This is a genomic window from Sphingomonas glacialis (assembly GCF_014653575.1).
Lineage (GTDB): Bacteria > Pseudomonadota > Alphaproteobacteria > Sphingomonadales > Sphingomonadaceae > Sphingomonas > Sphingomonas glacialis.
Window position 1 is genome coordinate 1,014,917 of the sequence record NZ_BNAQ01000001.1, and the last position, 18,076, is coordinate 1,032,992.

Annotated in this window: 13 protein-coding genes; 4 read left to right on the forward strand and 9 right to left on the reverse strand. The window is 66.4% G+C overall.

The window, feature by feature from the left end; genetic code table 11:
* Window positions 1-99 precede the first annotated feature (99 nt).
* Window positions 100-804 (forward strand): response regulator transcription factor CtrA, encoded by a 705-nt coding sequence (gene ctrA, locus IE187_RS04820; RefSeq protein ID WP_133189526.1) that lies wholly within the window; start codon window positions 100-102, stop codon window positions 802-804.
* 73 nt (window positions 805-877) lie between these two features.
* Here ctrA and IE187_RS04825 read toward each other — a convergent pair whose 3' ends face one another.
* Window positions 878-2,539: an amidohydrolase gene (locus IE187_RS04825; protein ID WP_189675296.1), complete on the reverse strand. Its 1,662-nt coding sequence runs from the start codon at window positions 2,537-2,539 to the stop codon at window positions 878-880.
* Window positions 2,540-2,593: 54 nt separating this feature from the next.
* Between IE187_RS04825 and IE187_RS04830 the strand changes: the two genes are divergently transcribed.
* Window positions 2,594-3,832 (forward strand): threonine ammonia-lyase, encoded by a 1,239-nt coding sequence (locus IE187_RS04830; RefSeq protein ID WP_133189530.1) that lies wholly within the window; start codon window positions 2,594-2,596, stop codon window positions 3,830-3,832.
* Between the two features lie 220 nt (window positions 3,833-4,052).
* Window positions 4,053-4,856: an arginyltransferase gene (locus IE187_RS04835; protein WP_189675297.1), complete on the forward strand. Its 804-nt coding sequence runs from the start codon at window positions 4,053-4,055 to the stop codon at window positions 4,854-4,856.
* A gap of 13 nt (window positions 4,857-4,869) precedes the next feature.
* On the opposite strand, the gene IE187_RS04840 is transcribed toward IE187_RS04835, so the two are convergent.
* The 5 genes from IE187_RS04840 to IE187_RS04860 all read right to left on the reverse strand — a co-directional run bounded on the left by IE187_RS04840 (window position 4,870) and on the right by IE187_RS04860 (window position 11,132).
* Window positions 4,870-5,682 carry a transglutaminase family protein gene (locus tag IE187_RS04840; RefSeq protein ID WP_189675298.1) on the reverse strand — a complete coding sequence of 271 codons (813 nt, stop codon included), beginning with the start codon at window positions 5,680-5,682 and terminating at the stop codon, window positions 4,870-4,872.
* On the reverse strand, window positions 5,682-6,617 hold the full coding sequence (locus tag IE187_RS04845; RefSeq protein WP_189675299.1) for an alpha-E domain-containing protein: 936 nt from the start codon (window positions 6,615-6,617) through the stop codon (window positions 5,682-5,684). The genes IE187_RS04840 and IE187_RS04845 overlap by 1 nt, the downstream gene beginning before the upstream one ends.
* A 40-nt stretch (window positions 6,618-6,657) precedes the next feature.
* Complete coding sequence (locus IE187_RS04850; RefSeq protein ID WP_189675300.1) at window positions 6,658-8,151, reverse strand: circularly permuted type 2 ATP-grasp protein; 1,494 nt, start codon at window positions 8,149-8,151, stop codon at window positions 6,658-6,660.
* Window positions 8,152-8,241: 90 nt separating this feature from the next.
* The gene (gene bla / locus IE187_RS04855) at window positions 8,242-9,093 is read right to left on the reverse strand and encodes a subclass B3 metallo-beta-lactamase (protein ID WP_189675301.1); all 852 of its coding nucleotides are present in this window, start codon (window positions 9,091-9,093) and stop codon (window positions 8,242-8,244) included.
* Window positions 9,090-11,132: a protein-disulfide reductase DsbD family protein gene (locus IE187_RS04860; RefSeq protein ID WP_189675302.1), complete on the reverse strand. Its 2,043-nt coding sequence runs from the start codon at window positions 11,130-11,132 to the stop codon at window positions 9,090-9,092. Before IE187_RS04860 ends, bla begins: the two co-directional genes overlap by 4 nt.
* A 75-nt stretch (window positions 11,133-11,207) precedes the next feature.
* Between IE187_RS04860 and IE187_RS04865 the strand changes: the two genes are divergently transcribed.
* Window positions 11,208-12,854 carry an alkaline phosphatase family protein gene (locus IE187_RS04865; RefSeq protein ID WP_229839231.1) on the forward strand — a complete coding sequence of 549 codons (1,647 nt, stop codon included), beginning with the start codon at window positions 11,208-11,210 and terminating at the stop codon, window positions 12,852-12,854.
* 196 nt (window positions 12,855-13,050) lie between these two features.
* On the opposite strand, the gene IE187_RS04870 is transcribed toward IE187_RS04865, so the two are convergent.
* The 3 genes from IE187_RS04870 to IE187_RS04880 form a co-directional block, all read right to left on the reverse strand.
* Window positions 13,051-13,980 (reverse strand): right-handed parallel beta-helix repeat-containing protein, encoded by a 930-nt coding sequence (locus tag IE187_RS04870; protein ID WP_133189547.1) that lies wholly within the window; start codon window positions 13,978-13,980, stop codon window positions 13,051-13,053.
* Between the two features lie 160 nt (window positions 13,981-14,140).
* On the reverse strand, window positions 14,141-16,852 hold the full coding sequence (metH, locus tag IE187_RS04875) for a methionine synthase (protein ID WP_189675303.1): 2,712 nt from the start codon (window positions 16,850-16,852) through the stop codon (window positions 14,141-14,143).
* A 159-nt stretch (window positions 16,853-17,011) separates the two neighbouring features.
* A complete protein-coding gene (locus tag IE187_RS04880) occupies window positions 17,012-18,058 on the reverse strand; it encodes a homocysteine S-methyltransferase family protein (RefSeq protein WP_189675304.1) in 1,047 nt (348 codons plus the stop codon).
* Window positions 18,059-18,076 lie beyond the last annotated feature (18 nt).

Sequence of the window (18,076 nt, forward strand, 5' to 3'; positions counted from 1 at the left end):
TAACCTTTTGCCTTCATCACTGATCAGGTTAATGGTTTGTGTCAGGCATATCGGGCCGCAGGGAGCTCCGATCGTCTGGTAAGCAATGGGGACCGCCAGATGCGCGTATTGTTGATCGAGGACGAGCCGACGACCGCCAAGGCGATCGAGCTCATGCTGACCGCCGAAGGCTTCAACGTCTACAAGACCGACCTCGGCGAGGAAGGCTTGGATCTCGGCAAGCTCTACGATTACGACATCATCTTGCTCGACCTCAATTTGCCCGACATGCACGGCTATGACGTGCTCAAGAAGCTCCGCGTCGCGCGCGTCCAGACGCCGGTGCTGATCCTGTCGGGGATCAACGAGATGGACAGCAAGGTCCGCAGCTTCGGCTTCGGCGCCGACGATTACGTCACCAAGCCGTTCCACCGCGAAGAACTCACCGCGCGCATCCACGCCGTCGTGCGCCGCTCGAAGGGCCATAGCCAGTCGGTCATCCGCACCGGCAAGCTTGCGGTCAATCTCGACGCCAAGACGGTCGAAGTTGACGGCAGCCGCGTCCATCTGACCGGCAAGGAATATGCGATGCTCGAGCTGCTTTCGCTGCGCAAGGGCACGACGCTGACCAAGGAAATGTTCCTCAACCACCTCTATGGCGGGATGGACGAACCCGAGCTCAAGATCATCGACGTCTTCATCTGCAAGCTGCGCAAGAAGCTGTCGCTCGCCTGCGAAGGCGAGAATTACATCGAGACCGTGTGGGGTCGCGGCTATGTGCTGCGCGAGGCCGACGAGATGATGGCACCCGCGGCCGTCGCCTGATCGCCCAACAGTTTACCGCTCCCGCTGCGGCGGGAGACAGGCCGCGACATCGGGGGACGTCGCGGCCTTTTCTTTACTTGCGGCTCCATGCCTTGGCGCCGCCGATCCAGGTCTGCTCGACCTTGGTCGCGCGCAATTCGGTTGGCGAAGCGAGCAGCGGGTCGCGGTCGACGATGATGAAATCGGCGCGTTGCCCGACGCCCAGGCGCCCGAACTTGTCCTCGGCAAAGCCGGCATAGGCCGCGCCCCCAGTGAACGCCCACCACGCCTGCTCGCGCGTGATGCGCTCTTCGGGGCGCCAACCGCCGAACGGCTGCCCATCGGCATCCTGCCGCGTGAACGCCGCCGCCCAGCCGGCGAACGGATCGGGCTTTTCGACCGGATAGTCCGACCCGAAGGCGAGCGTCGCACCGTTCTTCAGCATCGAGTTCCACGCATAGGCGCCGATGAGCCGATCGGGCCCGAGCCGCGCCTCGGCCATCGCGCGGTCGCTCGTCTGGTGCGTCGGCTGCATCGAGGCGATGATGCCGTTCTTGCCGAAGCGCGGCAGATCGACCGGATCGACGATCTGCGCATGTTCGATCCGCCAGCGGCGATCGCCCTTGTACGTATCCGCCATGTCCTCGATCGCCGAGAGCACTTCGGCATTGGCGCGGTCGCCGATCGCATGGACCGCGACTTGGTAATGGTCGAGCGCGGCGCGGCTCATATAGTTGCGGATCACGTCGTCGGACATGAACCCCGCCCCCGTTTGCCCCGGCGCATCGCTATACGGCTTCTTGAGCCAAGCGCCGCGCGACCCGAGCGCGCCATCGGCGTAGAGCTTGACCCCGCCCATCCGCAGCCGATCGCCATAGAGCCACGGCGTCGGCCCGGCGCCGCCGATCCGCACCGCGGTGTCGACCCCCATGCCATAGCTCATGATCCGCACGCGCAGATTGCCCGCGTCGCCGGTGCGGCGATACGCCAGCCAGTCATCCATGCTCGTGCCCATGTCGGCGGTCGCGGTGATGCCGTAGGACATCAGGATCTCTTGCGCCTTGAGGAAGGCGACGTCGCGCTCCTTGGGCTGCGGCTGCGGCACGACCTTCTCGACCAGCGATTGCGCCGCATCGACGAACACGCCGCTCGGTAACGGGCCGGTCTTCTCGATCCGCCCGCCCGCGGGGGCGACCGACTTGGCCGTGACGCCCGCTGCCTTCAGCGCGGCGCTGTTGCCCCAGCTGGCATGCCCGTCGGCGCGCGCGAGCCAGACCGGGCGATCGCTGACCACCGCGTCGAGATCGGCCGCGGTCGGGAAGCGGCCGAGCGCCCACACCTCTTGGTTCCAGCCCCCGCCGATGATCCACTTCTTCTCGGGGTTGGCGGCGGCGTAAGCCGCGATCCGCGCCTTGGCCTCGTCGAGCGACTTGGTGCCCGACAGATCGAGCTCGAGCGCGCGGAAGCCCAATTCCATGACATGCCCATGCGCGTCGATGAAACCGGGGAGCAGCACCTTGCCATGTTCGTCGGCGCGCCAATCCAATTTGACCGGGCGCTTCTCGCTGTCGGCGAGCAGCCTGACGACCTTGCCCTCGGGCGAGATCAGCAGGCCGGTGAAGCGCAGGACCTTGCCGTCCTTGTCGAGCGTGATGCCGGTGACATTGTCGATCAACCCATCGGCAAAGGCAGCACTCGGGAGCGAGAGCGCCGCAAGGACGAATGCGGCGCGACGGGCGAAGGACTTGGTCTGCATGCGCAATGCGATAAGCAATGTTCCTTCGTCGCGCCAGATGGTCTAGGCGGCGGCATGGCTACTCATCCCCGCCCCGCGCCCGAAACCCTCCCCGTCACCCTCGCCGATGTCCAGGCGGCGCACGCACGGATCGCCGATCAGATCGTGCGGACGCCGACGTTCATCAGCAAGACGCTGTCCGAGCTGACCGGGGCGACGGTCTATCTCAAGTTCGAGAACCTGCAATTCACCGCGGCATACAAGGAGCGCGGCGCGCTCAACACGCTGCTGCAGCTGCCCGCGGGCACGAGCGGCGTGATCGCGGCGTCGGCCGGAAACCATGCGCAGGGCCTCGCCTATCACGCCAATCGCCTCGGCATCCCGGCGACGATCGTGATGCCGACCAACACGCCGACCGTGAAGGTGACGCAGACCGAGGGCCACGGCGCGACCGTCGTGCTGTTCGGCGACACGTTCGACGCGGCCTATGCGCACGCCCGCGAGCTCGAAGGCGAGCGCGGGCTGACCTTCGTCCATCCGTTCGACGACGTCCGCGTGATCGCCGGCCAGGGCACGTGCGCGATCGAGATGCTGCAGGATGTGCCGAGCATCGACACCTTCCTCACCCCGATCGGTGGTGGCGGCCTGATCTCGGGCATGGCGGTGGTCGCTGCGGCGGCCGACCATCCGATCGAAGTCGTCGGCGTCGAGGCCGAGCTGTTCCCGTCGATGTTCAACCGCATCAACGGCACCGCAATGCCGTGCGCGGGCGATACGCTCGCCGAGGGCATCGCGGTGAAGGAGCCCGGCGGGATCACTTCGGGCATGGTCAAGGCGCTGGTCGACGACATCGTGCTGGTCAGCGAGCGCAATCTTGAACGCGCGGTCAGCCTGTTGCTGCAGATCGAGAAGACCGTGGTCGAGGGTGCGGGCGCAGCCGGCCTCGCCGCGCTGCTCCAGCATCCCGAGCGCTTCGCCGGCAAGACCGTCGGCGTCGTGCTGTGCGGCGGCAATATCGACACGCGGCTGCTCGCCAACGTCCTGCTGCGCGATCTCGCGCGCTCGGGCCGGCTCGCGCGGTTGCGGATCCGGCTGCAGGATCAGCCCGGCGCGTTGTTCAACGTCGCGCGGATCTTCGATGCCGAACGCGTCAACATCATCGAGATCTATCATCAGCGGGTCTTCACGACGCTCCCCGCCAAGGGCCTGATCACCGATGTCGAATGCGAGACGCGCGACCGCGCGCATCTCGACCGGCTCATCGCCGCTTTGCGCGCCGGGGGCTATGAAGTGAGTACCGTCGAACTCGCGTGACGAAACGAATCTGGCGTGCGGCCAACCGAGTCCCGCGACTCTATCGCAGGGGCCCGGATCGGTGCATTTTATTGCCAGCGCGCTGAATCGATTCAGCAAATGCGGCATTAACCACCAATATTGGTAAAGCCGCTTTTCATCACGTTCGGGAAGATTCATAACGGCGGTGCGAACTGGCCGCTGGGGCGGCAGGACACGCTTATTCAAGGGACCCTCTGCGGTGACAGCGCCATTCCGCTTTCCACGATTCTTCGTCACCAGCCCGTCGCCCTGCCCGTATCTGCCCGGTCGCCAGGAGCGGAAGGTGTTTACCGAGTTGCGCGGCGAGCAAGCGAGCGATCTTAACGATGCGCTTGGCCGGATCGGCTTTCGCCGCAGCCAGTCGGTCGCGTATCGCCCGAGCTGCTCGGGCTGCACCGCGTGCGTCTCAGTCCGCGTCGTCGTTTCGGACTTCGAGGCGAATGCAACGCAGCGCAAGCAGTTGCGCAAGAATGCTGACCTCGAAGTCTCGGCGTGCCGGCCGTGGGCGACCGACGAGCAATTCCAGCTGCTGCGCCGCTATCTCGCCTCGCGGCATCCCGGCGGCGGCATGGCCGAAATGGACGAAGGCGATTATGCCGACATGGTCGAGCATTCGCCCGTCAACAGCTTCATCGTCGAATATCGCGAGCCGTCGCTCCACGGCGAGCGCGGAAAGCTGATCGGTGCATGCCTCACCGATCAGCATTCTGACGGGCTGTCGATGATCTACAGCTTCTTCGACTCCGACAGCACCGATCGCCCGGGGCTCGGCAACATGATCATCATGGATCACATCCTGCGCGCGCGTGCCGTCGGGCTGCCCTATGTCTATCTCGGCTATTGGGTGAAGGGCTCGCCGCGGATGGCGTACAAGATCCGCTATCGTCCGATCGAAGTGCTCGGCCCGCAAGGCTGGGGGCTGCTGGTCGACGAGGATGCGGTCTATTCGCCGCCCGCCGAGAAATACGCGATCATGGCCGAGCAGATGGTCACGACGCGCTGATCCGATCGCGGGGTTACTGCCCCGCCGCACGATCCACATGGAGGTCGACGTCGAGCACCTCGTCGCCCTCGCCCAGCCGGGATCCGGCGACGGGTGCGGCCCCCGCCGAATCGAGCGCGACGGCCACGCGCGCATAGGCTTCGTCGGCGCAGAGGCCCGTGCACGGATCGAACGCTACCCACCCGAGCCCTGCCACATGCGCCTCGGCCCAGCCGTGCGGCGCGGGGCGACCATCCCCGATCTCGATACACGACGGGCTGTAGCCCGAGACATAACGCGCCGGCACGCCGAGCGTCCGCGCCGCGGTGACGAACACCTGCGCCAGATCGCGCGCGCTGACCTTCCCTTCGGCGAACGCCTCGATTGCGGTGCGACCTGCGACCGGACGCCCGCGACACAGCGCGAAGCGCCTGTGCACCGCCAGATTGAGCGCATGCAGCCGCGCGACCGGATCGGTCTCGCTGATCGCGCTTGAAAAGCTGATGATCTCGGCATTGGGCTTGGTCAGCGCGGTCTCGCGCAGGAACAGTTCGGGCGGCAACGGCTCGTGCCCGCCATGCACGATCCCGTGCGAGCGGTTGGTCAGCACCTCGCCCGAGACATGGATCTCGATGCTGTCGAGCGGTCCCTCGACATACAGCATCGTCGTGCGGTTGCCGAAACCGTCGCGCCCATAGCGCAGCCGTGCATCGCAATCGACGTGCAAGTTCCACCCTGCGACCGACTGGTCGTGCGTATCTTCCGGGGTCAACCGAAGCAGTTGGGTCAGCCGCGCCTGCGGGTTGGTGAAGCGATACGTCGTGCGGTGATCGATCGCGAGCCGCATCAGCTGAACTTGAACTGGCGGCCGACGGCCATGTGGAGATTGTCGTTCTCGGCGATGAAGCCCTGCAGATATTGGTGCAGCCCGCGCGCGATCACTTCGCCCGATTTGGTGCGAGCCAAGCGTTGCTGGCGGGTGCGCGCCATCCGGTCGGCCTCGCCGTGCAGGCCGGTACGCTTGGCGAGCAAATTGAGGATCTCGACGGCTTCTTCGACCGAGGCGGCGAGGCTGCGCGGCAGTTCGGAGCGTGCGATCAGCAAGTCGATGACGTTCGCCGGCTTCAACCCTTCCGAATAGAGCCAGCGATACGCGGTGACTGCGGACACCGTCTGCAGGATCGTCGTCCATTGGTCGCGATCGACCACACCGCCGACCGACTCGCCCTTGGGCAGCAGGATATGATATTTGACGTCGAGCAGCCGTGCGGTGTTGTCGGCACGTTCGATCGCCTGGCCCAGGCGGATGAACCACGTCGTCTGGTTGCGCAGCATGCGGTGCACCGCGCCCTCGAACCCGCGCGTCTCGGCCTTTACCGCCTCGACCAGGTTGAGCGTCGCCATCGCGCCGCCGGGGCTCGAGCGATTGTCGAAGATCAGCCAGGCGCCGTTGATCGCGGTCCAGGCCTCCTTGGTCAGCGCGGTGCGCACCGCGCGCGCATTGTTGCGCGCCATGTCGAGGGCGCGGACGATCGATCCCGGATGGCTGGTGTCGACGGTGAGGAAGCGCGCGACCGAGCTTTGCGAGATGTCCCTGCCGGTTTTGGCGAAGGCCTGGTCGGTCTCGGTCACCGCCAGCGCCGATGCCCACGCCGCCTCGCCCGCCGGGCGCGGTGAGAGGACGTCGAGCCTGACGGTCGCTTCGACGAGCCGCGCGATGAAGTCGGTCCGCTCGACATAACGGCCGAGCCAGTACAGCGACGATGCAGTGCGGCTCAGCATCGCGATGCTCCGCGGCATGGCGAGGACCGCAGCGCGCCGCTCACGAGACTTGCTCCTGCGATTGCGTCTGCGACTGGAGCGGGTGGGACGGTTGCGCGCCCGCGCCATTGTCCATCAGGACGAAGCTGTCCTTGGTACCACCGCCCTGCGATGAATTGACTACCAGCGATCCCTCTTTCAGCGCGACGCGCGTCAGCCCGCCGGGAACGACCTGGACGCCCTTCGAGCCCGTCAGCACGAACGGCCGGAAATCGACATGGCGCGGCGCCAGGCCTGCCGCGGCAAGCGTCGGTACCGTCGACAGCGCCAGCGTGGGCTGCGCGATGTAGCGGTGCGGCTCGGCGATCAGCGCGGCGCGGAAGCTCTCGATCTCGGCCTTGGTCGCGGTCGGGCCGACGAGCATACCGTATCCGCCCGACCCGTCGACCAGCTTCACCACCAGCTCGGGCAATCTTTCGAGCACATATTTCAGCGCTTGCGGCTCGCGGCAGCGCCATGTCTCGACATTGGGCAGCTTCGCGTCACCGCCCGAATAGAATTTCACGATCTCGGGCATGTACGAATAGATCGCCTTGTCGTCGGCGATGCCGTTGCCCGGCGCGTTGAGCAACGCGACGTTGCCGGCGGCATAGGCCGCGATCAGCCCCGGCACGCCGAGCATCGAATCCGGCCGGAAAACGAGCGGGTCGAGATAATCGTCGTCGATCCGGCGATAGATGACATCGACCTTCACGCGCCCCGCAATCGTGCGCATCCACACGACGTCATCATCGACGACGAGATCGGCCGCCTCGACCAGCTCGATCCCCATCGAATCGGCGAGGAAGCTGTGCTCGTAATAGGCCGAATTATAGTGTCCAGGCGTCAGCACGACGCAGACTGGCGCGGCGACGCCGACCGGCGCGACCGACTTCATCGTCTCGAGCAAGCGATCGGGGTAGGAATCGACCGCCGCGACGTGGAAATCGCGGAACAGCTCGGGGCATAGCCGCAGCATCGCTTCGCGGTTCTCGAGCATGTAGCTTACCCCCGACGGGGTCCGCGCATTGTCCTCGAGCACGAAGAAATCGTCGGGTCCCGTGCGCACCAGATCGATCCCGCAGATATGCGCCCAGATGTCGTGCGGCGGGCGGATGCCGGCGATCTCGGGACGGAACTGCGGATTGCCGAAGATCAGGTCGGGCGGCAGCACGCCTTCGGCAAGGATCCGGCGCTCGCCGTAAATATCGTGGAGGAAGGCGTTGATCGCCTCGACACGCTGGACGAGGCCGACCGAGAGGCGCTCCCATTCGTCGGCAAGGAAGATGCGCGGGACGATGTCGAACGGGATGATCCGCTCGCTCGCATCGCTCTCGCCGTAGACGGCGAAGGTAATGCCCAATTGACGGAAAGTTGCCTCGGCCGATTGCTGGCGCCGGCGAAGCTCGGCGTCGGGGGTGGTCTCGATCCAGGCGCCCAAGGCGGCAAGTTCGTCCCGCGGGGTCGTCGACCCTGCCTGCCCCATGATTTCATCAAACGCCGGTCGTGTCCCCATCGAGAAGGTAAAGCCCCCAAATACGTCTTGGGTTCCATGCTGCGATGGATTGTTGCGCCGCACAAGCGCTGCCGAAAAGAAATCTGCTGTCTAGCGCGCGCGTTCCTGCGCCAGCGCACTGGCAAAATCGCGCCGCGCTTCCGCCACCAAATGCGGGAGCGCGCTGGGATCGACGAAGGCGTCCACCGCGCCGGCGTCGTGGCGCCTGGCCTGTCCGAGCAGATCGACCTGATCGGGGTGCATCGGCAGCACGATGTCGGCGGGCAGCGTCGCCAGCCGATCAAAGCTGCGGCGATAATCGGCGACGATGCCGGGATAGGCGCGATTGGCGATCAGGCGATTGCCCGCCACGGTCACGCTGCACGGAAATACGACGTTCAAGCGCCGCCCCCGCTCGACTACCGGGATCGTCCACGTCGTGCAGCCCGGCGTATGTCCCGGTGTCAGCACCGCGGTCAGCGCGACGGTCCCGACGCGGACTTGCTCGCCATCGCGGACGATTCGGTCGACCGGAACCGGCGCAAAGCGGGTGTGGCCGTTCGCATTGTCGGCTTCGTGTCGGCCACGGCGCAGCGCGGAGGCATCGCCGGCCGAGGCGACGAGCTTGGCGCCACTCCAGCGGCGCAGTTCGGCGAACGCAGCGGCATGGTCGAAATGCGCGTGCGAATTGAGGATCCATTTGATCTGGCGTGGCTGCACGCCGATCGTCGCGAGATTGCGCTCGACCAGACCGGCGCTCTGCGCGAGTGGGCCGCTGACAAGGATCGTTCCCGCGCGCGTGACGATCGCATAGACGCCGAGCCCCTCGGTCCCGACATACCAGACCGGCCCGGCAATGTGGAATGGCGCTGTCGGTCGCGACCAGGCGGGTGGGTTCTGCGCGCTCGCCGCGCCTGCCCCGAGGACCAGCGCGGCGAAGCCGGCAAGCGCGCGCGCGATCATAACGCCGCCAATATCCCCGGCGTCAGCACTTGCGGGAGAACGCGCGGTTCGGCCGCGCCCGGCGCATAATACAGGTATAGCGGCACCCCCGCGCGGTTATGCGCCTCGATGAAGCGGCCCATCGTCGCATCGCCATTGGTCCAGTCGCCGAGCAGCACCGCGACCTTGTGATCGGCAAAGCTTTTGCGCGTCGCATCGGTCTCGATCGCGGCCTTCTCGTTGACCTTGCACGTCAGGCACCAGTCGGCGGTGAAATAGACGAACACCGGTCGCCCCGCCTTGCGCAACGCGTCGAGCCGCGCTTCGGTGAAGGGCTCGCTACCCGCCTCGGCGACCGCCGCCTGCGCCGGCGCGCGCGACACGAGCGCCGCGCCGCCGATCGTGACGACGAGCAATGCGATCAGCGCGACCCAGCCGAACGCCAGCCCGCGTGCCTGGCGGCGACCGCCGATCCACAACGCAAAGCCTGCAAACAGCGCCGCGCCGAGCCCAAGGATCAACCCGTTGACCCCCGCCTGCCGCCCGAGCACCCAGGCGAGCGCGAGCGCGGTCAGCCACATCGGCACCGACAGGATGTGACGGAAGGTCTCCATCCACGCACCGGGCTTGGGCAGCCGCTTGCGCAGCGCTGGCACGAAGCCGAGCGCGAGGAACGGGATCGCAAGCCCGAGCCCGAGCCCGGCAAACACCGCCAGCGCCGCCGGCCACGGCAGCACGAGCGCAGCGCCCAGCGCCGCGCCCATGAACGGCCCGGTGCACGGCGTCGCGATGAACGCCGCGAGCGCACCGGTCGCGAACGCGCCGCCCGCCCCGCCCGAGCGGTTGACGAATTGCGGCGTCGGGATCTCGAACAACCCGCCAAGGTTGAGCGACAGCGCCACCGTCAGCAGCAGCAGCACGACGATCGCGCGCGGATCCTGCAGCTGGAACGCCCAACCGACCGCGGTGCCTCCAGCGCGCAACGCGAGGATCGCCGCGCCCAGGCCGACGCACACCGCGACGACGCCGCCGGTATAGGCCAGCGCCTCACGCCGCGCCGCGCCCTCGTCGAGATGGCCCCGCGCGAGGCTCAGCGCCTTGAGGCTTAGGATCGGGAAGACGCACGGCATGATGTTGAGGATCAACCCGCCAAGCATCGCGCCGGCAAAGGCGATCAGCGTCGCCATCAGCACGCCGCCGGCAGGTGCGCCGGTCGATGTGGCCGCGGTCGCGGCGACGGTGCCGGCATTGGCGGTCACGCGCAGCCCCTGCTGCGCGCCGATCTGCAGCACGCCCACGAGCGGCCCTGCCCCGCCCGTCGCGCCCGCCTTGGTTTCGACGATCAGCCGGTCGCCATCCTGGCTAACCGTCTGCGGCGCGTTGTAATCGAGCAGCCCGGTCGTGACCGGATAGAAATAGGCATCCTTGAGCGCGGCACCCGCCGGGTAAGGGATCGCGATGCGGATGCGACCGTCGCTTGCCTGGAAGATACCCTTCGCATCGAGCGGCTTGGGCACCGCCCGGCGCCACGCGTCGAAGCGCGCCTGCGTGTCGGGCGCGATCGCGCCGTCGCCAACGGTCAGCGAAAGCGACAGATCGGCGGCTTCAGGCACGCATACCGTCGCCGAGCAGACGAGATAGGTGGTGTGGAGCGTGATCGGCAGCGCGGTCCCGGCGGCGATGCCAGCTGGTACCTTCAGCGTGACGAGCGGCGCATAGGGCTTCTCGAACACATAGTTCATCAGATCGGCGACGACGAGCCGCCCCGGCACCGGATAGACCGGATCGCTTGCGGTCACCCCCTTGGGCAGTTTCCATTCGAGCTTGGCCGGGAAGCCCGCATCGCCGGGATTTTCCCAATAGCCATGCCAGCCAGCCTCGGGCATCGTCGCCAGCGCGACCGTGACGGTCGACCCCGCCGCCGGCGTCGTGCTCTCCGCCACCAGCGTGATCGCGAGGTGATGCGCGCCCGGCGCGCCGATCGGGCCGCCATCAGCTTGCGCCGCGCTTGCCGTCAGCATCGCCAGAACCGTCATCAAGCCGAAATGAAACCAGCGCATTCGCACATCCTTGTAGGTCACGCGCACCAAGGGCATAGCTCGCGCGGGGTCAAGTATATGGCGCGGAGATCACCGATGAAACGACAGGCTTCCCTCGTGGCGATGGCGCTCGCGCTGCTCTCGGCCCCGCTCTCGGCAAAGGAACCCGCGCCGTTCACCCCGCCCGCGAGCGCACCGAAGCTGATCGTGGTCGTCTCGGTCGACCAATTCTCCGCCGACCTGTTCGACGAATATCGCAAGTCCTTCACCGGCGGCTTCGCGCGGCTGCAGCAGGGTGGCGTCTTCCCGAGCGGCTATCAGAGCCACGCCGCGACCGAGACCTGCCCCGGCCATTCGACGATCCTGACCGGTTTGCGCCCCGAACATACCGGCATCATCGCCAACAACTGGACCGACCTCAGCGTCGCGCGCGCCGACAAGGTGGTCTATTGCGCCGAGGACGAGAGCGTTGCCGGCACGACGCACGACGGCCAGTACACCGTGTCCGACAAGCACCTGCTCGTCCCCACGCTCGGCGAACGGATGAAGGCCGCCAATCCGGCAATCCGCGTCGTCTCGGTCGCGGGCAAGGATCGCGCTGCGGTGATGATGGGCGGCCACAACGTCGACGAACTCTGGTGGTGGAACGGCAAGGCATTCGTCAGCTATGCCGGCCGCGCCACCCCCGCGGTCGTCTCGCGTGCCAATGCCGCGACCGCCGCGAACATCGCCGCGCCGCAAGCCGCGCTCGACGTGCCCGAGGTCTGCAAGCCGCACGATCGCGCGGTGCAACTCGGTGGCGGCAAGACCGTCGGCGCAGGACATTTCGAGCGCGCCGCGGGGAGCGCTTCGGCGTTCCGCGCCTCGCCCGCGTTCGACGGCGCGATCGTCGCGCTGGCGGCGGGGCTCGTGCAGGACATGAAGCTCGGGCAAGGGCCGACCACCGACATCATCGACGTCGGCGCCTCGGCGACCGATTATATCGGCCACACTTATGGCACCGAAGGCGCCGAGATGTGCATCCAGCTCCAGCAGCTCGATGCGACGCTCGGCTCGTTCTTCCAAATGCTCGATTCGACCGGGGTCGATTATGAAGTCGTGCTCACCGCGGACCATGGCGGCAACGACCTTCCCGAACGCGAAGTCGATGCCGGGCTGCCTGCCGCGCAGCGCGCCAAGGTGATGCTCGCCCCCGCGATCGCTGGGAAAGAGATCGCGACCAAGCTCGGCATCGCCAAGCCGGTGCTGTTCGGCGACATCCCCAATGGCGACGTCTATATCGCCAAGGATCTGACGACCGCGCAGCACAAGGCGGTCAAGGCCGCGGCGATTGCCTATTACAAGGCGTCACCGCAAGTCGCCGAGGTGTTCACCGCCGCACAAATCCGCGCTACGCCGAGCCCCAAGGGACCGCCCGAGAAGTGGACCATGCTCGAGCGGGCGCGTGCGTCGTTCCGGGCCGGGCGGTCGGGCGATTTGCTCGTCTTCCTCCAGCCGCGCGTCACGCCGATCCCGAGCGCGGCGGGCGGCTATGTGGCGACGCATGGCAGCCCGTACGATTACGATCGCCGCGTCCCGATCCTGTTCTGGCGCAAGGGGATGAGCAGGTTCGAACATACCGGTGGCGTCGAGACGGTCGATATCGCGCCGACGCTCGCGCACCAGATCGGGTTGCCGCTGACCGCACCGAAGGTGGATGGGCGGTGCCTGGATCTGAATGCCGGCGGAGCGCCCTGCCGCTAAAATCCCTCTCCCACCGGGAGCATCGGGTCGGTCATGCCCCCGGCATGACCTAAACAGCGCGGGGCGCTGTTTACCCGATGCTGGTGGCCGAGCGCAGCGAGGTCCGGTGAGGGCAGGCTAGAATAGCTGCCCTCACCCTTCCCGCTCGGCTGCGCCGAGCGGGCCCCTTCCCTCTCCCAAAGGGAGAGGGAGATATTCACCGCACTTCGTACGATCGGATCCCAGCCCCAAGCCGATTCGCGCCGATCGCAAGCTGATCCCCGCTCATATTGGCGACGAACGCCGGATTGGTCGGCGCACCCGGCGCGAGGCTCGCGTCGTTATCCTCGATCCGCAGGCCCGCCGCGCTGTAGGTCTTCGCCTCCGCCGAGACGACGATCAGCCCGCTGTGATTCTCCTTGTGCGCGCCCTGCACGAAGGTGTTGCGCGCGATCAGTCCGGTCGCCCCTTGCGACAGGTCGATCATATAGTTGGTCTTGCTGCCCTTGGTGTCGTCGAAGCTGTTGTCGGTGATCGTGACGCGCGGCGTCCGCAGCTTGACGTAATGCCCGCCGGTGCCGCGTTCGAAGCGCGAATTGGTGACGGTCACCGATCCGAGATTGGCGAGATAGATGCTGTGCGAGCAGCTCGGCGTGATGTCGCACTGCCCGAGACCCGCGAAGGTCGAATGGTCGATCGTGATCTTTTGCCCGCTGGGCTGGCCGCCGAGGATGCCCTCCTGATTGTCGAGGAACATCGAGTTGCGCACGACGAGATCGCCGACTTCGCTGCGGATCCCGGCGCCATTGCCGTCGCCGACTGCGATCTTGCGGAAGACGATGCCGTCGACCACCGAGCTTTGCCCGCGCAGCACGAATGCCGCCTTGTCCTCGCACGCCGTCCCCTCGAAGATCGCGGTGCCCGGCGTCACCGCCTTGAAGGTGATGTGCCCGCCCGACTGGATCGTGCATTGATGATAGACACCGGGCGCGATCAGGATCGTCGCGGTGCCCATGCGGATCGACTGCACCGCCTCGTCGATCGTCTGGAAGCCTTGGCCCGTCCCCTCGATCGTGAAGGGTGCGCGCTGCTGCGCGGCGGCGGGTGCGGCGATCGCGATGGCGAGCAGTGGTAGAATGCGACGCATGGGGCTGGCTCCTTTGCGCTGCACGATGCCCGCGGGGAGCCCGGGTGGGAAGGCTAATTGAGGGTTAACCTCGCGCCGTCACCCCGCACTTGATCCGGGGTCCATACGAGACGGGCGATGACTCGCATGGATGCCGGATCAAGCCCGGCATGACGTTGGGTCAGTCCAGATTGGGCCGCAACCAGCGGGTCGCGGTCGCCAGATCGACACCACGCCGCTCGGCATATTCCTCGAGCTGGTCGGGCCCGACGCGCGCAACACCGAAATACTCCGCCTGCGGATGGCCGAAATAGAAGCCCGACACCGCTGCGGTCGGCAGCATCGCGAAGCTTTCGGTCAGCGTGATGCCGGTCGCGTCGGTCGCGCCGAGTAGCTCGAACAGCATCGGCTTCTCGCTGTGGTCGGGACACGCCGGATAACCCGGTGCCGGGCGGATACCGCGATATTGCTCGCGGATCAGCGCCTCGTTGGTGAGCTGCTCACCCTCGGCATAGCCCCACAATTCGGTGCGGACATGCTGGTGGAGGCGTTCGGCGAAGGCTTCGGCGAGACGGTCGGCGAGCGCTTTCAGCAGGATGTCCGAATAGTCGTCGTTATCCGCCTTGAAGCGCGCGAGGTGCGCGTCGATGCCGTGGCCGGCGGTGACCGCGAACCCGCCGATCCAGTCGCCGGCTGGATCGATGAAATCGGCGAGACACATGTTGGCGCGCCCCTCGCGCTTGGCGATCTGCTGGCGCAGGAAGGGCATCCTCACGTCTTCAAGCTCCTCCCCTTCAGGGGAGGGGTTGGGGGTGGGGGAGGTCTCACCGAGACTGTCGGCGGCGGACGCGCGGGACGGCTCCGCCCCAACCCCTCCCCTGAAGGGGAGGGGCTTTGCGGAGATCACCACGTCGTCCCCCTCGCGCCGGCACGGCCACAGCCCCGCCACACCCTTTGCCGTCAGCCATTTCTCAGCGATGATCTGGTCGAGCATCTTCTGCGCATCGGCGAACAGCGACGTCGCGCTCTCCCCAACCACCGCGTCGGTCAGGATCGCCGGGTAATTCCCCGCCAGCTCCCATGCGCGGAAGAACGGCGTCCAGTCGATCAATTCGCGCAGATCGGCGAGGTCCCAATCCTCGAACACATGCACGCCGGGCTGCTTCGGCGCTTCGGGCTTCAACGCCATGTCGGCCGGGAAGGCATTGGCGCGCGCCGCCTCGATCGGGATGAGTTCGCTCTGCCCCTTGTTGGCGCGCGCGATGCGCACCGCTTCATACTCGTCGGCGGTCTTCTGGACGAAATCGTCGCGGATTGTGTCGCTGACCAAGGTCGACGCCACACCCACCGCACGGCTCGCGTCGAGCACATGCACGACCGGCCCATCATAGGCCGGCGCGATGCGCAGCGCGGTATGGACCTTCGAGGTGGTCGCGCCACCGATCAGCAACGGCATCGTCATGCCCGCGCGCTTCATTTCCTCAGCAACGGTCACCATCTCGTCGAGCGACGGCGTGATCAGCCCCGACAGCCCGATCATGTCGGCGTCATTCTCCTTGGCGGATTTGAGGATGTCCGACCACGGCACCATCACGCCCATGTCGACCACGTCGAAGCCGTTGCACTGGAGCACCACGCCGACGATGTTCTTGCCGATGTCATGCACGTCGCCCTTGACGGTCGCCATGATGATCTTGCCCTTGCCACGCGCGCCGGGCTCCTTCGCCGCCTCGATGAAGGGGAGCAGATGCGCCACCGCCTTCTTCATCACGCGCGCGCTCTTCACGACCTGGGGCAGGAACATCTTGCCCGAGCCGAACAGGTCGCCGACGACGTTCATTCCGTCCATCAGCGGGCCCTCGATCACTTCGATCGGCCGCGCGAATTGCTGGCGACATTCCTCGGTATCGTCGACGACATGCGCGTCGATGCCCTTGACCAGCGCATATTCGAGCCGCTTGGTCACCGGCAGGCTGCGCCATTCGGCAGCGGCCTTCTCGGCGACGGCATCGGTGCCCTTGAAGCTCTCGGCCATCGCGATCAGCCGCTCGGTCGCGCCGTCATCGGAATTGAGGATGACGTCCTCGCACGCCTGGCGCAGCTTGGGGTCGATCTGGTCGTAAATGTCGAGCTGCCCCGCATTGACGATCGCCATGTCGAGCCCGGCGGGGATCGCGTAATAGAGGAACACCGAGTGCATCGCGCGGCGCACCGGCTCGTTGCCGCGGAAGCTGAACGACAGGTTCGAGAGACCGCCCGAGATATGCGCGTGCGGGCAGCGCGCCTTGATGTCGCGGCACGCCTCGATGAAGTCGACCGCGTAATTGTTATGCTCCTCAATCCCCGTCGCGACCGCGAAGATGTTGGGGTCGAAGATGATGTCCTCAGGCGGAAAGCCGATGCCCATCAGCAGGTCGTACGCCCGGCCGCAGATCTCGAGTTTCCGCGCGCGCGTATCGGCCTGGCCGACGGTGTCGAACGCCATCACCACCACCGCGGCGCCGTAGTTCATCACTTTCCGCGCCTGGGCGAGGAACTGGTCCTCGCCTTCCTTCATGCTGATCGAATTGACGATCGGCTTGCCCGAGACGCACTTCAACCCCGCCTCGATCACCGACCATTTCGAGCTGTCGACCATGAACGGGATGCGCGCGATGTCGGGCTCGGCGGCGATCAGCTTGAGGAAGGTCGTCATCGCATACTCGGCGTCGAGCAGGCCCTCGTCCATGTTGACGTCGAGCACCTGCGCGCCGCTCTCGACCTGCTGGCGCGCGACCTCGACCGCGGCGGGGTAATCGCCCGCCATGATGAGCTTCTTGAAGCGCGCCGAGCCGGTGACGTTGGTGCGCTCACCGATATTGACGAAATTGGTGGAGGAGTTCGCGATCGTCATTTTGCCTGCTTCTCCCTCTCCCGGTTTCGCGGGAGAGGGTTGGGGTGAGGGTCTTCTTCTGCGCGACGCAGGACCCGATTGAAAACGTAGTAGGAAAAGAAGGCCCTCACCCGGCCTCTCCCGCAAACGGGAGAGGGGAAGAAGGCAGTTCGCTCGCGGCTAAGCCGCCATCGTCATCGGCTCGAGCCCCGCCAACCGCGTCACCACCGGCGGCACCGGCAGCGCGCGCGGGGGCAGCTCGCCGACCGCCTTGGCGATCGCCGCGATATGCGCCGGGGTCGATCCGCAGCAGCCGCCGAGCACATTGACCTGCGCGTTCGCCGCCCATTCGCGCACCAGCCCCGCGGTGGTCGACGGCTGCTCGTCATATTCACCGAGCTCGTTGGGCAGCCCGGCATTGGGATACACCATGATCAGCGTATCGCAGATGTCCGACAGCGTGCGCACATGCGGCCGCAGCTGCTCGGCGCCGAACGAGCAATTGAGCCCGATCGTCACTGGCTTGGCGTGGCGCACCGCGTGCCAGAATGCCTCGACGGTGTGCCCCGACAGGTTGCGCCCCGAAAGATCGGTCAGCGTCATCGACAGCATGATCGGCACGTCGCGAGCGAGCGCGTCGGCCGCTTCGAGCACCGCCATGATTCCGGCCTTGGCGTTCAAGGTATCGAACACCGTCTCGATCAGGATGAAATCGGCGCCGCCTTCGAGCAGCGCGTCGACCTGCTCGCGATAGACGTCCTTGAGATAATCGAAGTCGATCTCGCGGAAGCCCGGATCGTTGACGTCCGGGCTGAGCGACAGCGTCTTGTTGGTCGGCCCGACCGCGCCCGCGACGAAGCGTGGCCGACCGTCCTTTGCCTGGAACTCGTCGGCGAGGCGGCGCGCGAGCTTGGCGCTCTCGACGTTGATCTCGCGCACGAGATGCTCGGCGGCGTAATCGGCCTGGCTGATGCGGTTGGCCGAGAAGGTGTTGGTCTCGGCGATATCGGCGCCGGCTTCGAAATAGGCGCGGTGGATCGCTTCTGGCACCTCGGGCTTGGTCAGCGCGAGGATGTCGTTATTGCCCTTCTGGTCCTTGGCGAGGCCGAGCGTGCCTGCATAATCGGCTTCGGAGAGCTTCCAGTTCTGGATCTCGGTGCCGAACGCGCCGTCGGTGATCAGGATTCGCTTGGCGGCTTCGGCGAGGAATGTTTGGCGGGTGGTCATGATCTTATTCCTTCTAAG

Bases quoted from the DNA above. Each gene is read 5' to 3' on its own strand.
- IE187_RS04825 (WP_189675296.1), bottom strand. From the start codon at position 2,539: ATGCAGACCAAGTCCTTCGCCCGTCGCGCCGCATTCGTCCTTGCGGCG.
- IE187_RS04840 (WP_189675298.1), bottom strand. From the start codon at position 5,682: ATGCGGCTCGCGATCGATCACCGCACGACGTATCGCTTCACCAACCCG.
- IE187_RS04880 (WP_189675304.1), bottom strand. From the start codon at position 18,058: ATGACCACCCGCCAAACATTCCTCGCCGAAGCCGCCAAGCGAATCCTG.
- bla (WP_189675301.1), bottom strand. From the start codon at position 9,093: ATGATCGCGCGCGCGCTTGCCGGCTTCGCCGCGCTGGTCCTCGGGGCA.
- IE187_RS04850 (WP_189675300.1), bottom strand. From the start codon at position 8,151: ATGGGGACACGACCGGCGTTTGATGAAATCATGGGGCAGGCAGGGTCG.
- ctrA (WP_133189526.1), top strand. From the start codon at position 100: ATGCGCGTATTGTTGATCGAGGACGAGCCGACGACCGCCAAGGCGATC.
- metH (WP_189675303.1), bottom strand. From the start codon at position 16,852: ATGACGATCGCGAACTCCTCCACCAATTTCGTCAATATCGGTGAGCGC.
- IE187_RS04870 (WP_133189547.1), bottom strand. From the start codon at position 13,980: ATGCGTCGCATTCTACCACTGCTCGCCATCGCGATCGCCGCACCCGCC.
- IE187_RS04845 (WP_189675299.1), bottom strand. From the start codon at position 6,617: ATGCTGAGCCGCACTGCATCGTCGCTGTACTGGCTCGGCCGTTATGTC.
- IE187_RS04830 (WP_133189530.1), top strand. From the start codon at position 2,594: ATGGCTACTCATCCCCGCCCCGCGCCCGAAACCCTCCCCGTCACCCTC.
- IE187_RS04865 (WP_229839231.1), top strand. From the start codon at position 11,208: ATGAAACGACAGGCTTCCCTCGTGGCGATGGCGCTCGCGCTGCTCTCG.
- IE187_RS04860 (WP_189675302.1), bottom strand. From the start codon at position 11,132: ATGCGCTGGTTTCATTTCGGCTTGATGACGGTTCTGGCGATGCTGACG.